Below are 17,937 nucleotides of genomic sequence, written 5' to 3' on the forward strand. Positions count from 1 at the left end.
CGGACGGGTCGGCGTCGACGGTGACCGTCGCGACATACGCCGCATCCCTTCAGGGCAGCCGCTGGAACCAGTCGTGCGTGGTCGTCAGGATCAGCACGTGATCGGGTGACTCGGTCGGTGTGGCGGCGTTGAGGTGGACGACGCCGAGCCGCTCGACCCGCGAGTCGTCGGCGTCGAGCAGCTCGTCGAAGTCGAGCACGGCCTCGCGGGCGGTCGCCGGCGGGGACTGCGGCGTGGTGCCGAGCCGCCACCGGCCGTGGCCGTGGAACGGCCCGACCCGGCCGGTGCGCTCGTCGAGGGGGCCCAGCTGGACGACCGGCACGCCGGTCGCCGTGAAGGTGCCGTCGGCGCGCAGGTCGTAGCGGGCCGAGCTCTCGTGGCCGGCCCACACCCCGACCAGGTCAGCGGCGCTGACCTCGACCGGCACGGTCGGATAGTCGGCCAGGGCCTCGCCGAGCCCGCAGCCCGCGGCCAGCAGCAGTGCCGGCACGGCCAGCACGGTGCGCCGCCTCACCGCTCGGTCATCCAGTCCGCGCCGAGCCCCAGCGTGAGCGGCTGGGGCGGGACGTCCGGAGGGTCGCTGACCCACCGCGTCGCGTTGAACGTGACGGCGCGCGGCGGCGCGAACGGCTGCCTGTCACGCTCGTCGCGGATCGAGGTCACGTCGAGCACCAGCAGATGGCGGTCCTCCGCGATGCGCCAGGAGCCCCGGCAGCGGTACGGCCCGACCGGCCCTCCGATGCGGAACGGCGTGTCGTCGAAGGTCGCCGTCGGTACGCCGGCCGCCTCGAACGTGCCGTCGGCGGCGAACGTGTAGGTGGCGCCGCTGACGTGGCCGACCCAGACCCCGACGACGGTGTCGGCGGTGAGGTCGACGTAGCGCTGCTCCGAGAAGCGCGAGCCCGGCGAGGGATCGCCGAAGCACGCGGCACCGAGCAGGACCGTCATGGCCCACGCCGCCGCCCGCGCTCCCCGCCGCACACCGTCAACCTAGGGGTCCGTCGTCGTGCCGCGCCACGCCCTCCGCGAAATCTTCACACCCCGCCGCGGCGGGCCGCCCGGCGCAGCAGGACGGCGGCGGTGAGCGCGCCGGTCAGGGCCGCCCCGCCGTGGATGTCGGTCAGGGCCAGCAGCACGAGCGCCACCGCCAGGCTCACGGCGCCCGGCAGGCGGGTGCGGCGGCCGGCCCCGGACAGCACGGCGGCGGCGGCGAGGGAGCCGGCGAGCCCGAAGTTCACCAGTGACGTGCCCGCGCCGACCGGCTGCACGAGCAGCCCCCACAGCGACCCGGCCGCCTGCGCGGCGAGCGCCACGAGCACCCAGCGGGACTGGCCCCAGAGGCGTTCGGCGACGGTGCCGAGGAACGCCAGCGCGACCAGGTTGAACACCAGACCGGCCCACCCGCTGTCCTGCACCCCGAACGACGTCGCGAGCCGCCAGACCTGCCCGTCCAGGATCGCCGCCCGGTCCCGGCGCAGCGCCTGCAGCAGCCCCGGTGCCACGGTGAGCTGCAGCAGCGACGGCACCGCGGTCAGCACGAACGCGACCGCGGTCACGACCGGCGGCCGCCGCGAGCCGGGCGCCCGTGACGCGCCGGCCATCCCGGCGGTCACCAGCAGCACCACGTACAGGACCGACAGCAGCGCCTCCATCGTGGGCCTCACGACGCCGGGGTCGTGGTGCAGGCCCAGTCCTGCTGCCCGGGCGGGCTGTAGGCCGACACGCCGGAGGCCTTGAAGGCGCGGACCTTGAAGCACATGTACGTGCCGGGGGGCAGGCCGTCCCACGTGTACGACGTCGCGTTGGCGCCCGTGTTCCTGGACGTCTCGCCGTTGATGACGGTGAAGCCGCTCTCGTCGGTGGAGCCGTCCGTCCACTGCAGGCGGATCGCGGTCGGGCCCGACGGCGTCGCGGTGAGGCCGGTCGGCGCGGCCGGGCCGGTGCCGCCGAGCGTGACGGCGCAGACCCAGTCCTGCTGGGCGGTCGGGAAGTACGCCGACACGCCGGCGGCGTTGAACGCGCGCACCTTGAAGCACATGCGGGTGTCCGGCGCCAGGCCGTCCCAGTCCAGCGACGTCGCGTTGGCGGCGGTGTCGCGGGAGGTGGCGCCGTTGAGGACGCTGAAGCCGGTCTCGCCGGTGGAGGTGTCCGCCCACCGCAGGCGGATCGTCGTGGCGCTGACCGGGGTCGCGGTCAGGTTCGCCGGTACCGCGAGGGCCCCGGCCCGCGCCGGGCTGGCGCTGCCGGTGCCCGCCGCCGCCGGGCCGGACGTGCCGGGCACCGCCGGGGCGCTCGTGGCGGCGGGCCCCGAGACGGGCCCGGCGGCGAGGCCCGCGGCGCCGGCGGAGGCGGTGGCCGCCGCGGTCGCGGCCGTGTCGCGGGTGTCCGGGTCCCTGCCGTCGCCGGGGACGAGCAGCGCCACGGCGGCGACCGCGACCGCCACCACCGCGGCGGCGGCGGCGATCGCGACGCGCCGGCGGCCGCGCGGGGCGGCCGGGACCGGCGGTGCGCTGTCGCGGCGGGTCGGCTCCTGCGCCGCCTGCCGCGCCGCGGCGGCGAACTCGGCGGCCGACGGCCAGCGCTGCGCCGGGTCCTTCGCCAGAGCCCGCTCGACCACCGCCCGGACGGCGGGCGGCACGTCCTGCGGCAGCGGCGGCAGCTCGTCGTGGGCGTGCCGCAGCGCGATCTGCAGCATGCTCTCCCCCACGAACGGCAGCCGCCCGGCCAGGCAACGGTACGCGACGACGCCCAGGGAGTAGATGTCGGACCGGGCGGTCGCCGGCTCGCCGCCGGCCCGCTCCGGCGCGAGGTACGAGGCGGTGCCCAGCAGCAGCCCGGCGGTGGTCTGGTGGGTCGTCGCGGCCGACCGGGCGATGCCGAAGTCGGTGAGCACCGTGCTGCCGTCGGGGCGTCGCAGCAGGTTCGCCGGCTTGATGTCGCGGTGCGTCACGCCCTTCTCGTGCGCCGCGTGCAGCGCCTCGGCCGCCTCGGCGACCAGTCGCATCGTCGCCGGCGCGGTCAGCCGCTCCTCGCGGTCCAGGGTCCGGGCGAGGGACTCGCCGTCGATGTACTTCATCACCAGGTACATGCCGGCCGTGGGGTCGTCGCCGAAGTCGTACACGTCGACGACACCGGGATGGCTGATCGTGGCCATGGTGCGCGCCTCGGCCCGGAACCGGTCCGCGAACGTGGGCTCGTCGGTGGGTGCCCGCAGCAGCTTCACCGCCACCGTGCGGCCGAGCACCGTGTCGACGCCCTGCCACACGTCGCCCATGCCGCCGCTGGCGATGTGCCGCCCGATCTCGTACCGCCCGGCCAGCACCGTTCCCGCGCCGATCACCGCGTCCCCTTCCCGCAGGTCAGACCTCACCGAACGACGCTCAACCCGGTGTACGCCGAGGGGATTCATACCGCACGCCGGCCGACCACGGCAATCACGGCTGACGCATACCGATATGGGTATACGATGGCGGTCATGGCACGAGCAGCGACGACGTCGGACGTCTTCAACGCGATCGCCGAGCCGCAGCGCCGGGAGATCCTGGTGCTGCTGCGGTCCGGTGAGCGGCCGGTGACCGAGTTGGCCGCGGCACTCGGGATGACCCAGCCCGGGGCGTCCAAGCACCTGCGGGTGCTGCGGGAGGTCGGGCTGGTGCGCGACCGCAAGGCCGGCAAGCAGCGCCTCTACGGGCTCGACGCCCGCGGGCTGCGACCGGTGCACGAGTGGACCGGCGGGTTCGAGCGGTTCTGGAGCGAGAGCTTCGAGCGGCTGGACGCGTTCGTACAGGAGCTGCAGCAGCAACGGCAGGAGGAGTAGCTGATGAGCGCGACAGCCGACCGGGAGATCGTGGTCTCCCGGATCATCGACGCCCCGCGGAGCTGGTGTTCGAGGCGTTCACCGAGGTGCGGCACCTGTCACGCTGGTGGGGGCCGGCGGGGTTCACCACCACGACGCGGTCGTTCGAGCTCCGCGTCGACGGGATCTGGGACTTCGTGATGCGCGGCCCGGGTGGCCCTGGAGCAGGTCCGGGCCGAGCCGACGGGGCGGGTGACCCACCTGACCTACGCGGTCCGGCGGCGCTGACCGTTCACAGGTCGGCGACGACGAGCCGGTACCCGGCGTCGAACTCCTCCCGGTCGAGCAGGTCCGGGTGCTCCTCCTGCCAGCGGCCGGCGCGCAGGTCCTCGGCGAGGCGGTGCAGGCCGGGCCGCAGCGCGTCCTCGCCGGTCTGGGCGAGCATCGAGATGCCGGCGCGCACGGCCGGGTCGAGGTAGGCCGCCGGGCGGCGCCAGTACGCGGCGGCGAAGCCGTCGACGCAGTCGTGGGGCACCGGCACCGGCTCGACCCGGGCACCCCCGAGCAGGGCGGCGAGCCGCTCGACCGGCACGGCGCGGGTCTCGTCGAACGCGACCGCCTGCGGCAGGTACTCGCGCACCAGCCAGAACGACCGGAAGACCGGCGCGTCCCAGGTGAGCACGACGACCCGGCGGCGGGCGACCCGGCGCAGCTCGGCGACGCCGGCCGCCAGGTCGGCCCAGTGGTGCACGGTGAGCAGGGCCATGACGGCGTCGGCGGCGCCGGTGGCCAGGGGCAGCGCCTCGGCGCGGGCCTGCACGACCGGCGCGGCGCGGGCCGGGCGCTGGCGGATCATGACGGCGCTGGGCTCGACGGCCAGCACGGTCTGCGGCGGCTCGTACGAGCCGGCACCGGCACCCACGTTGACCACCGAACTGGCGTCGCCGAGCGCGGCGGCGACGCGGGCGCCGATGCGCGGGTCGGGCCGGCGGGTCGTGGCGTACGTGGCGCCGATCGTGTCGTAGACGTCCACCGGTCACTCCCGCTCGACGCGGCGCAGCCCCTGCCCGGGCGTCCACCACTCGACGACGAGCAGGGTCGCCTCGGCGTTGAGGTGGGTGTGCACGACCTCGGCGATGTCGGCCTGGAAGCGGTCGCTGCCCGAGGTGTCGTCGGGGCCGGGTGCGGCGAGCACCGCCCGGCCGGAGATCTTCGCCTCCCCCGGCCACTGCGCCTCGGCGCCGTCGACCGGGTCGACGGTGGCGCTGTGCAGCGCGAACCTCGGGTCCCGGCGCAGGTCGGCGCCCTTGCGGGCGTGCGCCATCGAGCCGAAGGTGAGCTCGCCGTCGGCGAAGACCACCTCGATGCCGCTGATGCGTGGTGCGCCGTCGGCCCGCAGGGTCGCGATGGTCTTGTGCCGGTGCGCGTCGAACAGCCGCCGCACGCGATCGGCGAACTCCGGCTCCGCCGCGCGCACGTCCCGCCATGCCGTCATCGTCCGATGATCCCACCGGCGGTGTCGTTTCCGTACAAGACGCCGCCGGTGCCGCTTCCTAGCATCGGCGGCGGGCGTCGCGCCCGGTTCGGTCACCCGGTCCCTGAGGAGCACAGCAGATGCGTGAACTGGTCTACACCGCGTTCGTCTCGCTGGACGGCGTCGTCGACTCGCCGGGCGGCGGCCCGGGTGAGGAGCACCGCAGCGGCGGCTGGGTGTTCAAGGACATCGAGTTCTCGCCCGAGGCGTTCGCCCTGAAGGGTGAGGAGCTGCGGGAGACCTCGGCGCTGATGTTCGGCCGGCGCAGCTACGAGGTGTTCGCGCCGGTGTGGCGGGAGTCCGACGACCACGCCGCGTACCAGGACCTGCCGAAGTACGTCGTGTCCGGCACCCTGCCGGAGGACGCGCTCGTGGACGGCTGGGGCGACACGACGATCCTGCGCTCGACCGCCGACGTCGCCGACCTCAAGCAGGGCGACGGCGGCGCGATCTTCATCCACGGCAGCGCGGAGCTGGCCCGCCGCCTGTCCGACGCGGGCCTGATCGACCGGTACCACCTGCTGGTCTTCCCGGTGCTGCTCGGCGCCGGCAAGAGCCTGTTCAGCCGGGCCGACCGGGACCGGCAGACGCTGCGGCTGCGCGCGACGGAGGCGTACCCGAACGGCATCGTCAAGATGGTCTACGACGTGACCCGCTGAAGCAGGTCCAGGGCGATCGGGCCGCCGGTGCCCTCGCGCAGCTGGCGTGCGGTGCGGCCGACGTACTGGCGCAGGGCCCGCGCCAGGTGCGGCTCGTCGAAGTACTCGAACCGGGTGACGACGTCGGCGACGGGCACGCCGGCGGCGAGCGACGCCGACGCCTCGCGGGCCCGCTCGATCTGCCGGACCGCGCCCTGGGTGAACCCGGTCGCGGCCCGGAACCGCCGCTCGACGGTGCGCGCCGACACGTCGGGCCGGTGCCCCTCGCGCACCCGCGTGACGAGGGGGTCGCGCAGCAGCGTCCCGGCCCGCACGAGCCGCTCCACGAGCGCCTCGGCGTCGTCGGGGCCGGGTGTGGCGAACCGCTGCCCGTCCAGCCGGAACGTCCGGCGGGTCGCGTCGGGCAGCGCGACGCCCCGGTCGACCAGCGCCGCGGCCGGCGCCACCCGCAGCGACGTGCCGACGGCGAACTCGATGCCGACGAAGGACGCACCTTCCGGCACCGGCGCCGTGCCGGTCCTCGTCTCGGGGCCGCTGACGCTCGCGTACGGCACGCCGTCGAGCTCCCAGAACACCAACCCCCAGCACACCGCCGCGACCGACGTCATCCGCGTGACCCGCTCGCTGGTGCAGGTCCACACGGTGTCGACCCACGGCGAGTCCGACCCCCGCGTCTCGAACCGCAATGCCACGCGTGCAGGATATGCGGTCGGCCCGGCCGGCGGCGGTGTCAGGCGAACCAGGTCATCGCCTGGCCGTGCGGGCGGGTCCAGGCCAGCGGCCGGCCGTCGAGGGCGAGCACGTTGTGCTGCGTGCCGTCCGGCGGTGCCGGCAGCCCCTCGTACCGGATGACGTCCGGGGACTCGACGGCGATCCAGTGCCCGGGCAGCGCCCGCACCAGGTCGGTGAAGCGGGCCCGCCGCTCGGCCGGCACCTGGTACAGCACGGACGCGTGGAACACCACCAGCGTGGCGCCGGCCGGGGCCTGGGCCGCCAGCCGCGGCAGGTCGTCGGCGAGGTCGCCGCGGTGCAGGGCCGGCGGGTCGGCGGCGGCGACGGCGGCCGCGGCGCGCAGCCGGTCGCGGCGGTGCCGGTGCTCCGGCCAGATCAGCGCGTCGAGCCAGGCGACGTCGGCCGGGTCGGTCACGTCGAGCGGGTGCAGGTCCAGGCCGGCCCGCCACACCACCCGCGGCAGCCGCGCCGGTGGCGGGGTGCCGGTGAGCGCGCACTCCAGGACCGGTCCGGCGCCGGTGCCGAGCTCGTGGTCGCCGTAGCGGTACCGGTAGCGGTCCGGGTACAGGCCGAGCCCGGCGGAGGCGCCGACCTCCAGCAGCGCCAGCGGCTGCGGCAGCGTGGCGAGGACCGGCAGCAGCAGCGCGCACCGGCCGGCCTCGTTGGTCTGCGTGGCGCGGGCCAGCAGCTGCGCCGCGACGGCCGGCCAGTGCGCCACCGCGAAGTCGTGGAACGCGGCCGGGTCGTCGACCGGGCCGCCGAGCAGCCGCACGACGCCGAGCAGCAGGTTCGGCTGCCGTCTCGGCTCCGGCACCGACTCCAGCAGCGCCAGGAGCTGCTCGTCGGCGGCGATCGCGGTGCACAGCCGGGCGTACACCGGCGACTCGCTGTGCGCCTCGCGCCGGGCGAAATCGACGTATCTCGCTGCCGTCGTCACCCGGCCGATGATGCCACGACGACGCGGTCGGCGGCGCCCGCATCCGGGACCTTGGTCCCGCCTCCGGCGGACGGAAGGGCCCTGGAGCGGGTCCGGCCGGAGAGATCGAATGAGCGCAGGCGGTCGGCGCACCGCCCGGGTTCACGAGGGAAGGACGAGATCATGTCCCGCACGCATGACGAGGTCGCCATCCAGGTCCAGCTGCAGCCGGGCATGGAGCAACAGCTGCAGGGGTACGCCCGGGAGAAGATCACCACGGTGCTCGGGCACACCGGCCGGCCGGTCCTGTACGCCAGGGTGCGCCTGGCCCGGACCGGCAACCCGGCCGCGACCCGCCCCGTGACCGCCCGCGCCGACATCGACGTCAACGGCCGGGTGCTGCACGCCGAGGTGTCCGCCGACACCGCGTACGAGGCCGTCGACCTGCTGCAGGACCGCCTGCAGGGCCAGCTGGAGCGGGACAAGAGCGGCCACCGCTGACGCCCGGGTCCCTGCCCGGGCACGGTCCCGCCCGGGTAGGGACCTTCGGCACTGTCGGGGCCGGCCGCCGCCGCCCACACTGGCCCGATCACCGATGCAGGAGGTGTACCCAGCCATGCACGATCTCGACGTCGCACCCACCGACGAGGTGGAGCTGCGCAGCCGCGGCCCGATCGGCCAGGACGACCGCGACGGCGCGCGGGCGGCGATCGCGGACGTGCTCGCCCGCCACGGCTGTGCCGGCGGCGCCCGGGTGCGCCTGACCGGCGGCCACCACCCCGGCGGGCCGATGGTCGTGCAGGTGAACCTGCGCGTCGCCGGCGCGCCCGCCCGGGTCCAGGTCGACGGGCCGAGCCCGGCCGCGGCCGTCGCGGCCGCCGCCGTCCGGCTGGACCACCAGGTCCAGCGCCTGCGGACGGTGTGGGAGCCGTGGCCGTGGCCCGACCCGCAGCGGCGCACCCTGGCCGTCCCGGGCCGGGACGTGATCACCCGCCGCAAGGCGGTCCCGCTGCGCCCCCGCCGAACCTGCCAGGCCGCGTCGATGCTGGCGGCGATGGACTACGACGTGTGCCTGTTCACCGACGCCGACACCGGCGAGGACGCGGTCGTCTACCGCGCCGGGCCGACCGGGCTGCGCGTCGCCCGGCAGCGCAGCATGCGCCCGGCCCCGACGCCGGGCACCCCGGTGCCGACGGTGAACTCGCGCCGGACCCCGCAGCTCACCCCGGAGGCGGCCGCGGCACGCCTCGCCGAGGGCTGGCTGCCGTTCCTGTTCTTCACCGACCCGGGCACCGCCCGCGGCGCCGTCGTGTACCGCCGCTACGACGGCGGCATCACCCTGCTGCGCCCGGCGTGACCCGCGCGACGAGCCGGCCGCCCGCGGCGCCGGCGGAAACGAGTGGACCGATGACGTCGATGCGGGCCCTGGGCCGCGACCGCTGCCTGCAGCTGCTGGCCTCCGTGCCGGTCGGCCGGGTCGTGTTCAGCATGCGCGCCCTGCCGGCGATCCGGCCGGTGAACCACCTCGTCGACGGCAACACCGTCGTCATCCGCAGCAACCTCGGCGGCGCCCTGGCGTCCACCGCCACCCAGTCGGGTGCGGTCGTCGTCGCGTACGAGGCCGACACCTTCGACCTGGACGGTCACACCGGCTGGACGGTGGTCGTCACCGGCACCGCCCGGCTCATCCTCGACGCCGACCGGCAGGCACGGTACGAGCGGCTGCTGCACCCCTGGGTCGACGAACCGATGAACTGTGTCATCGGCATCGACTGCGACCTGGTGACGGGTTACGAGCTGGCGCCCGCCTGACCGGCCGGCCGGTCGACGGTGGGGAAGGCGCGGCGGATCTCGGCGAGGAACTCCCCGCGCCGGGCGGCGTACGTGCTGACCGCCGCCCACACCGCCTCGAGGGCCGCCTGCAGCGGGTCCGCCGCCGCGGCCGCCACGAGCGCCGGCAGCGCCATCGCGACCGGCTCGACGGGGCCGTCGAGCGCGTCCCGCAGCGGGTCGGTCCTGGCCCACCCGAGCCGCCGCACGCTGACCGAGACCGTGTACGTCCGCTTCCCCCGGATCCGGGTCAGCAGCGCCGGCACGTCGGTGAACTCGGCGGGCAGCGGCTCGCCGCGTTCGAGGGCCCGCCACGCCGGCGCGAACCAGTCGAGGTCCGCGATCCGCGCGACGGTGCACGCCCGCCGCGCCGCCCAGACCGCGATCCGCCGCTGCGCGGCGTCGTCGAGCGCGGCGATCCCGTCGACCAGGTCCCGGTCCAGCAGCGCGATGCCGTACACGTTGCCCCGGACCCGGCGCAGCCGCTCCGACGGCGGCCGCCCGCCCCACCGCCGCGCCTCCTCCAGCCGCTGCCGCTCCTCCTGCCGCCGCTGCCGCTCCCGCCGCTCGCGCAGCTCCGCCTCGACCCGCTCCCACAGGGTCGGCGGGGCCGGCAGCCGGGCCGCCCAGTCGTGCCAGTACGCGGCGGCGGCGCTGGTCCGCCGCAGGATCGCGTCGCCGCGCGGGCCCGCGTCCGGCCAGAAGCACAGCAGGTACCGGTCGGGCCGCTGGTCCAGGTACGTGTAGTCGCCGTCCTCGAGCTCGTCGGGGTCGTGCCCGCCGTACGGGTCGCGCCCTTCGTCCATGCCGGCGGCGCAGTACCGCACCCGGAACACGGGCAGCGGCCCGGTGTCCTGCCCGTCTTCGAGCAGCGGCAGCGCGGCGAGGGACCCGTCGCCCCACGGGACGAGGTTGACCACGCCGGCCCGCGGCACGAACGACACCTCCACCACGTCCTGCCACTGCGGCGCCGCCTCCGGCGGCTCGGCGTCGTGCAGCTCGACCCGGAACCCGACGTGCCCGTAGTGGGTGCCCGCCATCAGGAACAACCTGCCCGGATCGCCGGCCCCGCACAACCCGTTCACCTGCCCGGCGAACGCCCCGGTCATGTCCGGCAGCTCCCGGCTGGTCAGGTAGATCTGGCCGTAGTCGATCGGCGCCCTGCCGTCGAAGAGAACCCGCATCGGCCGATCGTGCCATCGACGGCCACCCCTGCGCTGCCCGGTGCGGACGACCGCTCAGCCGGGCCGGCGCGGGACAACGAGATGCCGCTGCGCACCGCATCCGGGGCACCGGACCGGCAGGCCCTCCGCCGCCTCCTTGACGGCGTCCGTCCACGACGGCCGAACTTCCTGCATTTGGAACGGTTACGCCGGTTCCCCGGCCGCGGGGTTTCCGTACAGCAGCTCGTCCGGCAGCCCGGCGAGCGCGGCGAACCAGTCGTCGAACGACCACCCGTCGCTGTCGTCGGAGCGGCACAGCATGACCCCTGCCCCGACCCCGTCGGTGCGCCAGGTGCCCGGGTCACGCAGCAGCGCGCCCGCGTCGTCACGGGCCAGGATCAGGTGCTGGCCGTGGACCGTCGCCCGGTCCCGCCAGTCGGCCTCGTACTCGTAGTGCACGACCTCGCCCGTCCCGACCGTGGTGGCCCGGCGCGTCGCGACGCAGTCGAGCAGTCCGCGGTCGAACCAGCGCAGCAGCACCAACCGGCAGTCCTCGGCCGCCCACGGCCCGTACGACACCGCCGCGCCGCCGCGGTAGTCGGTGATGAGGGTGCCGATGTTCCAGAGGAACACCTCCTCCATCACCGACAACCACAGCTGCTGGACCAGATCGGAAGGCCGCCGGCCCGTGGCGGGGTCGAGCGGCGCACGGGTCATCGTGGCACCTGCGAGGAGCTGGCGCTGATGACGGTCGTGACGAGGGCGAGAATCTGGGCGGACGGGTCGAACGCCGGGTCGGGGATGGCCAGCTCGTGCAGGACGAGGCCGGTCCAGTGGTTCATGATCAGTGGGGCGTCGCGGTCGGGGTCGGTGGAGCCGGCGACCCGCAGCCAGTTCATGAACCAGGCGTTGACGCCGGAGCCGGTGGTGAGCAGCTGCGCGCGCAGCGACGGGTGGATGCCGGACTCCACGAGGATGGCGTACCGGGCCAGGGTCAGCGTCCGGTGCGGGCCGGTGGCCTCGTGGGCGGCGGCGGTGAGGGTCTCGGCGAGCTCGGCGGGTGTCGTCGGGTACCGCCGCAGCGCCAGCTGCTCCCAGATGGCGCGCTCCCGGGCGGCGAAGCGCTCGACGACCGCGTTGAGCAGCGCGTCGCGGGTGCGGAAGTGGTTGGACGTGGAGCCGGCCGGCAGCCGCGCGGCGGCGTCCACGGCGCGGTGCGTCAGGGCGTGCATGCCCCCCTCGCCGAGCACGGTGATCGCGGCGTCCAGCAGGGCTTCCCGGCGGCTGACCATGTCCCGATACTACGATGGTAGTGCGTCGAACCCCAACCGTAGTTCCAAGCCCTCCGGAGACGGCGAACGAACCCAAACCGGCCGATGCGGCGGCAAAGCGCCGTGACCGTCGGTGACGGCGTGATCATGCTGGACGGGATGGCAGCCCTCGATGCTGACTTCCACCGCCGTCTCGGGTACTGTCCGCGAAGCATTCTGCGCGCCGGCTGTGTCGCGGGAGCTCCGGTCGTGGCGGCTGCGAGACGACCTCAGCCCGGTCTGCGGAGCCGCCGCTGAGGAGGGCAGGGACCATGACACAACACGGGATGCGACCGTACGACGAACGGCTCGCCAACGGTCAGGCGACGCTCGGCCCGCCTCCGGAGCAGGGCGGCCCGCGCCACGACGTCAACGCCCAGCACCAGGCTGCGAACGCGCAGCACCAGGCGCTGCAGGTGCTCACCATGGCGCAGCGCACGGCCGAGGAGCACCTCGACGGGGCGCGGCGCGAGGCGGAGCAGATCCGGGCGGGGGCGCACGCCGAGGCGCAGCAGATCGTGTCGAAGGCGCAGGCGCACGCCGACGCGCTGCACGACGAGGCCGAGAAGATCATCGCCGAGGCGCGGGCGGAGGCGGACCGCATCGCCCAGGGGGCGGAGGCGTTCGCCGCGGAGACGGAGCGCTCCGCGAGCGAGGTACTCGCCGAGGCGCAGGACCGCTCCGAGAAGATCGTGCAGCAGGCCCGGTCCAACGCGCACGACATCAAGCAGCGCGCCGAGCAGATCTACGAGGACGTCGTGGGCGGCCTGACCGCCAAGCGGCAGGCGCTGCAGCAGCAGATCGAGTCGCTGGAGCGCTTCGACCACGAGTACCGCTCCCGCCTGACCGCGTTCATGCAGCAGCAGATGCGCGCGCTGTGGGTGAGCCAGCCGCAGGTCGAGGCCGAGTTCGAGGAGGCCGAGGCGGTGCCGGGCGAGCTGACCGCGGCGCCGCGGCACGACGAGGCGGAGGACGAGGAGTAGTCGGCGGGCCGGTCCGCGGCCCGCGAGGGTCGTGGACCGGTCAGTGCCTGTATCGCCGCCTGTACCGCCGTTGGTACCGCGCGGTCACCTATCTGCGCAGGTCGTCGCGGTGACCTAATCGATGCACCCCTAAATCAGGAGGCATCGAATGCACGTGGCAAGACTCCGACGGCGGGCACTGCTGGCGGGCACCGGGCTGCTCGCCCTGGTGGCCGCCGTCCTGCCGCCCGCGACCGCGCACGCCGCACCCGCCACGCCGTTCACCCCGACGGCGACGTACAACGGCGGCGGCACGCGGTACACCGGCGCCACCGTCACCTCACCCGAGGGCACCTACCGGGTCGCGACGAACCTGTGGAACCCGGCGGTCAGCGGCGGGTTCACCATGAACTACGACACGGCGCAGTCCGGGTTCTCGGTGACGAACTACACCGCCAACTCCTACTTCGGCACCGACGCCAACACCGGCCCGGCGTGCACCAACGGCGCGGACAGCTTCGACCCGAACTGCGACTGGGCCGGCGTCGGCGACCCGTGGATCAACCCGAACACCGGCGCCCGGGACCAGTACGCGACCACGGGCGGCACGGCGCCGTTCGTGCTGCAGCAGCCGCCGGCCGACGGCGTGAACCACACCACGGGCACGGCGAACGAGTTCAGCCACCAGATCCACGCGCCGGCGGCGTACCCGAGCATCATCGCCGGCTGCCACTGGGGCGCGTGCGCGCCGACGACCACGACGCCGCAGGGTGCGCCGTTCCCGAAGCAGGCCGCCGGGGTCGCCCGGATGGACTCGGTGTGGAACATCAGCACCCCGGCCACGACCGGGTCGAACGAGGCGTGGGACGCGTCCTACGACATCTGGCTCGACTCGAACTGCCGGCCGCAGCCGTCCAACTGCACCACCCAGGGCAGCACGCTGCCGACGAACCCGACGCTGCTGAACAACCCGGGCCAGAACGACGGCGCCGAGATCATGATCTGGGTCAACAACCAGGGGTACAACAACGCCAACGCCGCGGACGCGCAGAACCCCACCAGCTACGCCGCGCACGCCGGCAAGATCCAGCCGGCCGGCATCCCGCTGCTGGTGAACGTCGCGATCCCGGGCATCCGCACCATGGTCAACGGCGTGTCGACGGCGACCACGTTCGACGTGTGGGGCGGCCGGGTGCGCAGCTTCGACAACGGTGTGCGGTGGAACGTCATCTCGTTCGTCGCCCGCACCAAGGGCACCGGCCTCGTCGGTGACCCCGCGGTGCCGCAGTCGATGGCGGCCAACGGCGGCTTCGACAGCCACATCTTCACCAAGTACGCCGCGAGCCTCGACGACATGGGCATCTACTGCGGCACCGACCCCAACTCGCCGATCACCTTCGAGCAGACCACCTGCCTGGAGATGAAGTGGTGGCTGACGTCGGTGCAGGCCGGGTTCGAGATCTGGAACCTGCCGCAGACCTCGACGATCGCCACGACGAAGTTCAGCGTCAACCCGGTCGCGGTCAGCGGCGGCATCAACACCGGCGGCCGGGCGACCGCGGACGGCACGCCGCTGGTGCACTGGGACGACGTGTTCACCATCAACGCCACCGGGTGCACCCCGTCGACCAGCGCCACCTGGAAGATCGTCGGGCGCAACTACGCGACGACCCCGCCGACGGAGGGCTTCACGCTCAGCGGCACGCTCACCGACACCGGGGCGGGCACGTACACCGCGACCGGCGTCGGGCCGCTGCGAAATCCGAACGCCGGGTACGTCCTGCACGACGAGGCGCAGGTGATCATCGCGATCACGTGCAACGGGCAGACGTTCACCAGCACCGGCAACCTCTTCATCGACCCGAGCGGCCGGGTGTTCAACACGGCCGGGGCGCCGGTCAGCGGGGCGACGGTGACGCTGTACCGCTCGGCGACGCAGAACGGCACGTACACGGTGGTGCCCAACGGCAGCACGACCGTCATGTCGCCGCGCAACCGGGCGAACCCGTCGATCACCAACGGGTACGGCTTCTACCGCTGGGACGTCTCGCCCGGCTGGTACAAGGTCCGCGTGTCGAAGGCCGGCTGCACCCAGCCCGGCAGCTCGCAGACGTACGTGGACTCGGTGGCCAAGGAGGTGGCGGTGAACCTGCCGCCGGTGACGAACCTGGACCTGGTGCTGTTCTGCGGTGAGACGCCGGCGCTGCCGACGACCGTGGTGGTGCGGGCGCCCGGGGTGCGGCCGATCAGCCAGGGCGGCTACTGCGCCGACGTGTACGTCACGAACAACACCGGCACGGCGAAGGAATGGTTCACGTCCTTCGCGATCCCGGCCGGGCAGCACATCAGCCAGACCTGGAACATGGTGCTGACCCAGCAGGGCGCGAGCGCGGTCAACGTGCACGCCGACCCGGCCAACCCGTGGAACAGGATCCTGCAGCCGGGCCAGACGACGAACGACGTCGGGTTCTGCACGGGCCCGTAGGGCCACGGTCGCGAGACCGCTGAAGACTGGCGGGTGCCGGCGTATGGGAGGCCGGCACCCGCCCCTTCACGCCCCGTCGGTGGCGTAGGCGACCGCCTCGGCCAGGGTCATCCGGGCGCCCCGCGCCCAGGCCCTGGCCATCGCCTCGTGGTCGAGGTCGCGGTGCACGACGGCGAGGTGGTCGCTGATGGCCCGCTCGACCGGGTTCATCAGCGTGCCGCCGCCCTCCGCCAGCAGGGCGAGGGCGCCGAACAGCTGCGCGGCCCGCTGCGACTGCCGCTGCACGACGGCGAGGCTGGCCAGGCCGGCGAGGGACCGCACGATGCCGGCCCGGTCCGCCTCGGCCTGGGTGAGCTGCAGGCTGCGCCGGAAGCAGTCCCGGGACCGGGCGGCGTCGCCGGCGGCGAGGGCGGCGTGGCCGAGGTGCTCGAACGAGGTCGCGATCCCCCACGTGTTGGCCAGCTCGTCGAACAGGCCGAGCGCCTCGCCGAAGCGTTCCGCGGCCCGGGCGTGGTTGCCCTGCGCGAGGTCGGCCAGGCCCAGGTGGTCCAGGGTGATGGCGCGGCCCCAGGCGTGCCCGAGCCGCTGGAACAGCGCGCGGCTCGCCTCGAACAGCGCCTCGGCGCCGGCCGCGTCGGGCAGCCCGAGGCGGCTCTGGCCGAGGTGGTCCAGGGTCCAGGCGATGCCCTCGGTGTCGTCGAGGTCGCGGTACAGCACCAGGCTCTCCTCGAACAGGGCGAGGGCTTCGGCGCTGCCGCCGGACGCCTGCAGCATGGTGCCGACGCCGTGCAGCGCCTCGGCGACGCCGCGCGGGTCGCCCAGCTCGCGGAACAGCGCCAGGCTCTCGTCGAAGTACGCCTTGGCCCGCACGTGGTCGCTGCGGTCCACGGCGATCCAGCCGGCGCCGCACAGCACGTGGGCGCGCACCGCCGGGTCGTGCTCGCCGGACAGGTGCATGACGAGGGTGACCCAGCGGCTCGCCTCGGTGTGGTGGGAGCGGATGTGCCAGAACTTCCACAGCGCGGCCACCAGCCGCAGCCCGGCGTCGGCGTCGTCGCGCTGGATGTGCCACTCCAGGGCGCCGCGCAGGTTGTTGTGCTCGACGCCGAGCCGGTCCAGGTCGGTCTCCTGCTCGGCGAGCGCCAGGTAGTAGCGGGCGTGCCGGTCCCGGATCCGGTCCTGCTCGCCGGAGGCGACGAGCCGCTCCAGGGCGTACTCGCGGATCATCTCGAAGAAGTCGGCGTACCGTTCGCCGTCGGCGCGGACCTCCTGCCGCAGCAGGTTCTTGTCGACGAGCCCGGTGACGCCGTCCAGGACGGTGGCGGCGTCGAGGTCCATGACGGCCTCGGCGGCGCTGAGGCAGAACCCGCCGGTGAACACGGCCAGGCGGGCGAAGAGCAGCTGCTCGCCGGGTTCGAGCAGGTCGTAGCTCCAGTCGATGGTGCGCCGCAGCGTCTGCTGCCGCTCCGGCAGGTCCCGCGGCCCGTCGGTGAGCAGGGTGAGCCGGTGGTTGAGCCGGGCCAGGATCGCGGCGGTGGACAACAGCGCGACCCGGGCGGCGACCAGCTCGATCGCGAGGGGCAGGCCGTCGACGCCGGCGCAGATGGCGGCGACGTCACCGGCGTTGGCGTCGGTGAGCCGGAACGCGGGGTCGACGGCGGCGGCGCGCTCGACGAACAGCTCGACGGCGGCCGAGCGCAGGACGGTCTCGGCGGTCGGGTCGTGCCGGGTGCTGGGCAGCGCGAGCGGCGGCACGGGCACCAGCCGCTCCCCGCGGATGTGCAGCGGCGCCCGGCTGGTGGCGAGGATGCGCAGCTCCGGGCAGGCGGTGAGCAGCTCCGCGAAGCATCTCGCCGCGCCGAGCAGGTGCTCGCAGTCGTCGAGCAGCAGCAGGAGCCGGCGGTCGCGTAGGTGCTCGACCAGCACGTCCGCCAGTGGCGTGCCGGCGACCTCGCGCACGCCGAGCGCGGTGGCCAGGGTCGGCACGACCAGGGCCTCGTCGCCGACGGGGGCGAACGCGACGAAGCACACCCCGTCGGGGAACACGGTGCGCAGCTCGCCGGCGACCTCCACGCTGAGCCGGCTCTTGCCGATGCCGGGCGGGCCGACGAGCGTGACGATCCGTACGCCGCGCCGCATGACGGTGTCGCGCACCAGGTCGACCTCGGCCTGCCGGCCGATCAGGCGGGTCAGCGGCGCGGGCAGGTTCGACCGGGTCGCGGGGACCGGCTCGAGGCGGCCCAGGCCGACGAACGCGCCCTGCTGCTCCGGGTCGATGCGCAGGCAGTGGGCGAGGCGTTCGGCGAGCTCGCGGGACGGGCGGCGCTCGTCGGTCTCGACCTTGCGGATCGTGACCACCGAGTAGCCGACCTGGTTGGCCAGGTCCCGCTGCGTCATGTCGAGCGCGCGCCGCCGGTGCTTGATGACCTGTCCGAACGTGGCGACCGCGGCCACCGACCACCTCCTCATCACCTACGAGACGGACCATGCGACGCGTCACCGGGCGCGCTACGCCCGGTAACACGCCGGAAACGCTTCCAAGGTGCCCGG

The 17,937-nt window shown here is 74.4% G+C and carries 19 protein-coding genes and 1 pseudogene; 8 read left to right on the forward strand and 12 right to left on the reverse strand.

Features of this window, described 5'->3' with window-relative positions; translation table 11 throughout:
- Positions 1-49 precede the first annotated feature (49 nt).
- From OP18_RS21450 to OP18_RS60740, 4 genes are read right to left on the reverse strand one after another with little or no spacing between them, the layout of a single operon-like run.
- Positions 50-514 carry a hypothetical protein gene (locus OP18_RS21450; protein WP_033360782.1) on the reverse strand — a complete coding sequence of 155 codons (465 nt, stop codon included), beginning with the start codon at positions 512-514 and terminating at the stop codon, positions 50-52.
- The gene (locus tag OP18_RS21455; RefSeq protein ID WP_156089684.1) at positions 511-981 is read right to left on the reverse strand and encodes a hypothetical protein; all 471 of its coding nucleotides are present in this window, start codon (positions 979-981) and stop codon (positions 511-513) included. The genes OP18_RS21450 and OP18_RS21455 overlap by 4 nt, the downstream gene beginning before the upstream one ends.
- Before the next feature lie 53 nt (positions 982-1,034).
- Positions 1,035-1,664 (reverse strand): rhomboid family intramembrane serine protease, encoded by a 630-nt coding sequence (locus tag OP18_RS21460; RefSeq protein WP_156089685.1) that lies wholly within the window; start codon positions 1,662-1,664, stop codon positions 1,035-1,037.
- Complete coding sequence (locus OP18_RS60740) at positions 1,661-3,370, reverse strand: protein kinase domain-containing protein (protein ID WP_245635488.1); 1,710 nt, start codon at positions 3,368-3,370, stop codon at positions 1,661-1,663. The genes OP18_RS21460 and OP18_RS60740 overlap by 4 nt, the downstream gene beginning before the upstream one ends.
- A 105-nt stretch (positions 3,371-3,475) precedes the next feature.
- Between OP18_RS60740 and OP18_RS21470 the strand changes: the two genes are divergently transcribed.
- Together OP18_RS21470 and OP18_RS55320 are read left to right on the forward strand one after the other, a co-directional pair.
- The gene (locus OP18_RS21470) at positions 3,476-3,817 is read left to right on the forward strand and encodes an ArsR/SmtB family transcription factor (RefSeq protein ID WP_033360825.1); all 342 of its coding nucleotides are present in this window, start codon (positions 3,476-3,478) and stop codon (positions 3,815-3,817) included.
- A gap of 3 nt (positions 3,818-3,820) precedes the next feature.
- Positions 3,821-4,014, forward strand: a pseudogene (locus OP18_RS55320) (SRPBCC domain-containing protein); the annotation flags it as partial.
- A 74-nt stretch (positions 4,015-4,088) separates the two neighbouring features.
- Here the strand turns inward: OP18_RS55320 and OP18_RS21475 are convergent.
- Both OP18_RS21475 and OP18_RS21480 read right to left on the reverse strand, forming a co-directional pair.
- Positions 4,089-4,829: a class I SAM-dependent methyltransferase gene (locus OP18_RS21475; RefSeq protein ID WP_033360785.1), complete on the reverse strand. Its 741-nt coding sequence runs from the start codon at positions 4,827-4,829 to the stop codon at positions 4,089-4,091.
- Positions 4,830-4,832: 3 nt separating this feature from the next.
- The gene (locus tag OP18_RS21480; RefSeq protein WP_033360786.1) at positions 4,833-5,291 is read right to left on the reverse strand and encodes a pyridoxamine 5'-phosphate oxidase family protein; all 459 of its coding nucleotides are present in this window, start codon (positions 5,289-5,291) and stop codon (positions 4,833-4,835) included.
- A 119-nt stretch (positions 5,292-5,410) separates the two neighbouring features.
- Between OP18_RS21480 and OP18_RS21485 the strand changes: the two genes are divergently transcribed.
- Positions 5,411-5,989, forward strand: coding sequence for a dihydrofolate reductase family protein (locus tag OP18_RS21485; protein ID WP_033360787.1), 579 nt, complete (start codon positions 5,411-5,413; stop codon positions 5,987-5,989).
- Here the strand turns inward: OP18_RS21485 and OP18_RS21490 are convergent.
- A complete protein-coding gene (locus OP18_RS21490) occupies positions 5,971-6,681 on the reverse strand; it encodes a helix-turn-helix domain-containing protein (RefSeq protein WP_033360788.1) in 711 nt (236 codons plus the stop codon). The genes OP18_RS21485 and OP18_RS21490 overlap by 19 nt on opposite strands.
- A gap of 38 nt (positions 6,682-6,719) precedes the next feature.
- On the reverse strand, positions 6,720-7,658 hold the full coding sequence (locus tag OP18_RS21495; protein ID WP_033360789.1) for a DUF2332 domain-containing protein: 939 nt from the start codon (positions 7,656-7,658) through the stop codon (positions 6,720-6,722).
- A 162-nt stretch (positions 7,659-7,820) separates the two neighbouring features.
- Between OP18_RS21495 and OP18_RS21500 the strand changes: the two genes are divergently transcribed.
- The 3 genes from OP18_RS21500 to OP18_RS21510 all read left to right on the forward strand — a co-directional run bounded on the left by OP18_RS21500 (position 7,821) and on the right by OP18_RS21510 (position 9,449).
- Positions 7,821-8,138: an HPF/RaiA family ribosome-associated protein gene (locus tag OP18_RS21500; protein ID WP_052387079.1), complete on the forward strand. Its 318-nt coding sequence runs from the start codon at positions 7,821-7,823 to the stop codon at positions 8,136-8,138.
- A gap of 115 nt (positions 8,139-8,253) precedes the next feature.
- Complete coding sequence (locus OP18_RS21505) at positions 8,254-8,994, forward strand: sigma 54 modulation/S30EA ribosomal C-terminal domain-containing protein (RefSeq protein ID WP_033360827.1); 741 nt, start codon at positions 8,254-8,256, stop codon at positions 8,992-8,994.
- Positions 8,995-9,044: 50 nt separating this feature from the next.
- Positions 9,045-9,449: a pyridoxamine 5'-phosphate oxidase family protein gene (locus OP18_RS21510; RefSeq protein ID WP_052387081.1), complete on the forward strand. Its 405-nt coding sequence runs from the start codon at positions 9,045-9,047 to the stop codon at positions 9,447-9,449.
- On the opposite strand, the gene OP18_RS21515 is transcribed toward OP18_RS21510, so the two are convergent.
- The 3 genes from OP18_RS21515 to OP18_RS21525 all read right to left on the reverse strand — a co-directional run bounded on the left by OP18_RS21515 (position 9,428) and on the right by OP18_RS21525 (position 11,922).
- On the reverse strand, positions 9,428-10,651 hold the full coding sequence (locus OP18_RS21515) for a hypothetical protein (protein WP_033360791.1): 1,224 nt from the start codon (positions 10,649-10,651) through the stop codon (positions 9,428-9,430). The two genes, OP18_RS21510 and OP18_RS21515, sit on opposite strands and share 22 nt — an antisense overlap.
- A 183-nt stretch (positions 10,652-10,834) precedes the next feature.
- Positions 10,835-11,347, reverse strand: a complete 513-nt coding sequence (locus tag OP18_RS21520) for a hypothetical protein (RefSeq protein ID WP_033360792.1) — start codon at positions 11,345-11,347, stop codon at positions 10,835-10,837.
- Positions 11,344-11,922, reverse strand: coding sequence for a TetR/AcrR family transcriptional regulator (locus OP18_RS21525; RefSeq protein ID WP_033360793.1), 579 nt, complete (start codon positions 11,920-11,922; stop codon positions 11,344-11,346). The genes OP18_RS21520 and OP18_RS21525 overlap by 4 nt, the downstream gene beginning before the upstream one ends.
- A 305-nt stretch (positions 11,923-12,227) precedes the next feature.
- Here OP18_RS21525 and OP18_RS21530 point away from each other — a divergent pair, with 305 nt between their 5' ends.
- Together OP18_RS21530 and OP18_RS21535 are read left to right on the forward strand one after the other, a co-directional pair.
- On the forward strand, positions 12,228-12,923 hold the full coding sequence (locus OP18_RS21530) for a DivIVA domain-containing protein (RefSeq protein ID WP_052387082.1): 696 nt from the start codon (positions 12,228-12,230) through the stop codon (positions 12,921-12,923).
- 154 nt (positions 12,924-13,077) lie between these two features.
- Positions 13,078-15,387: a cellulose binding domain-containing protein gene (locus tag OP18_RS21535; RefSeq protein WP_162189819.1), complete on the forward strand. Its 2,310-nt coding sequence runs from the start codon at positions 13,078-13,080 to the stop codon at positions 15,385-15,387.
- Between the two features lie 66 nt (positions 15,388-15,453).
- Here OP18_RS21535 and OP18_RS52815 read toward each other — a convergent pair whose 3' ends face one another.
- Entirely contained in the window at positions 15,454-17,841 is a 2,388-nt protein-coding gene (locus OP18_RS52815) for an ATP-binding protein (protein WP_052387083.1), read from the reverse strand.
- Positions 17,842-17,937 lie beyond the last annotated feature (96 nt).

It is taken from the genome of Dactylosporangium aurantiacum (assembly GCF_000716715.1).
GTDB lineage: Bacteria > Actinomycetota > Actinomycetes > Mycobacteriales > Micromonosporaceae > Dactylosporangium > Dactylosporangium aurantiacum.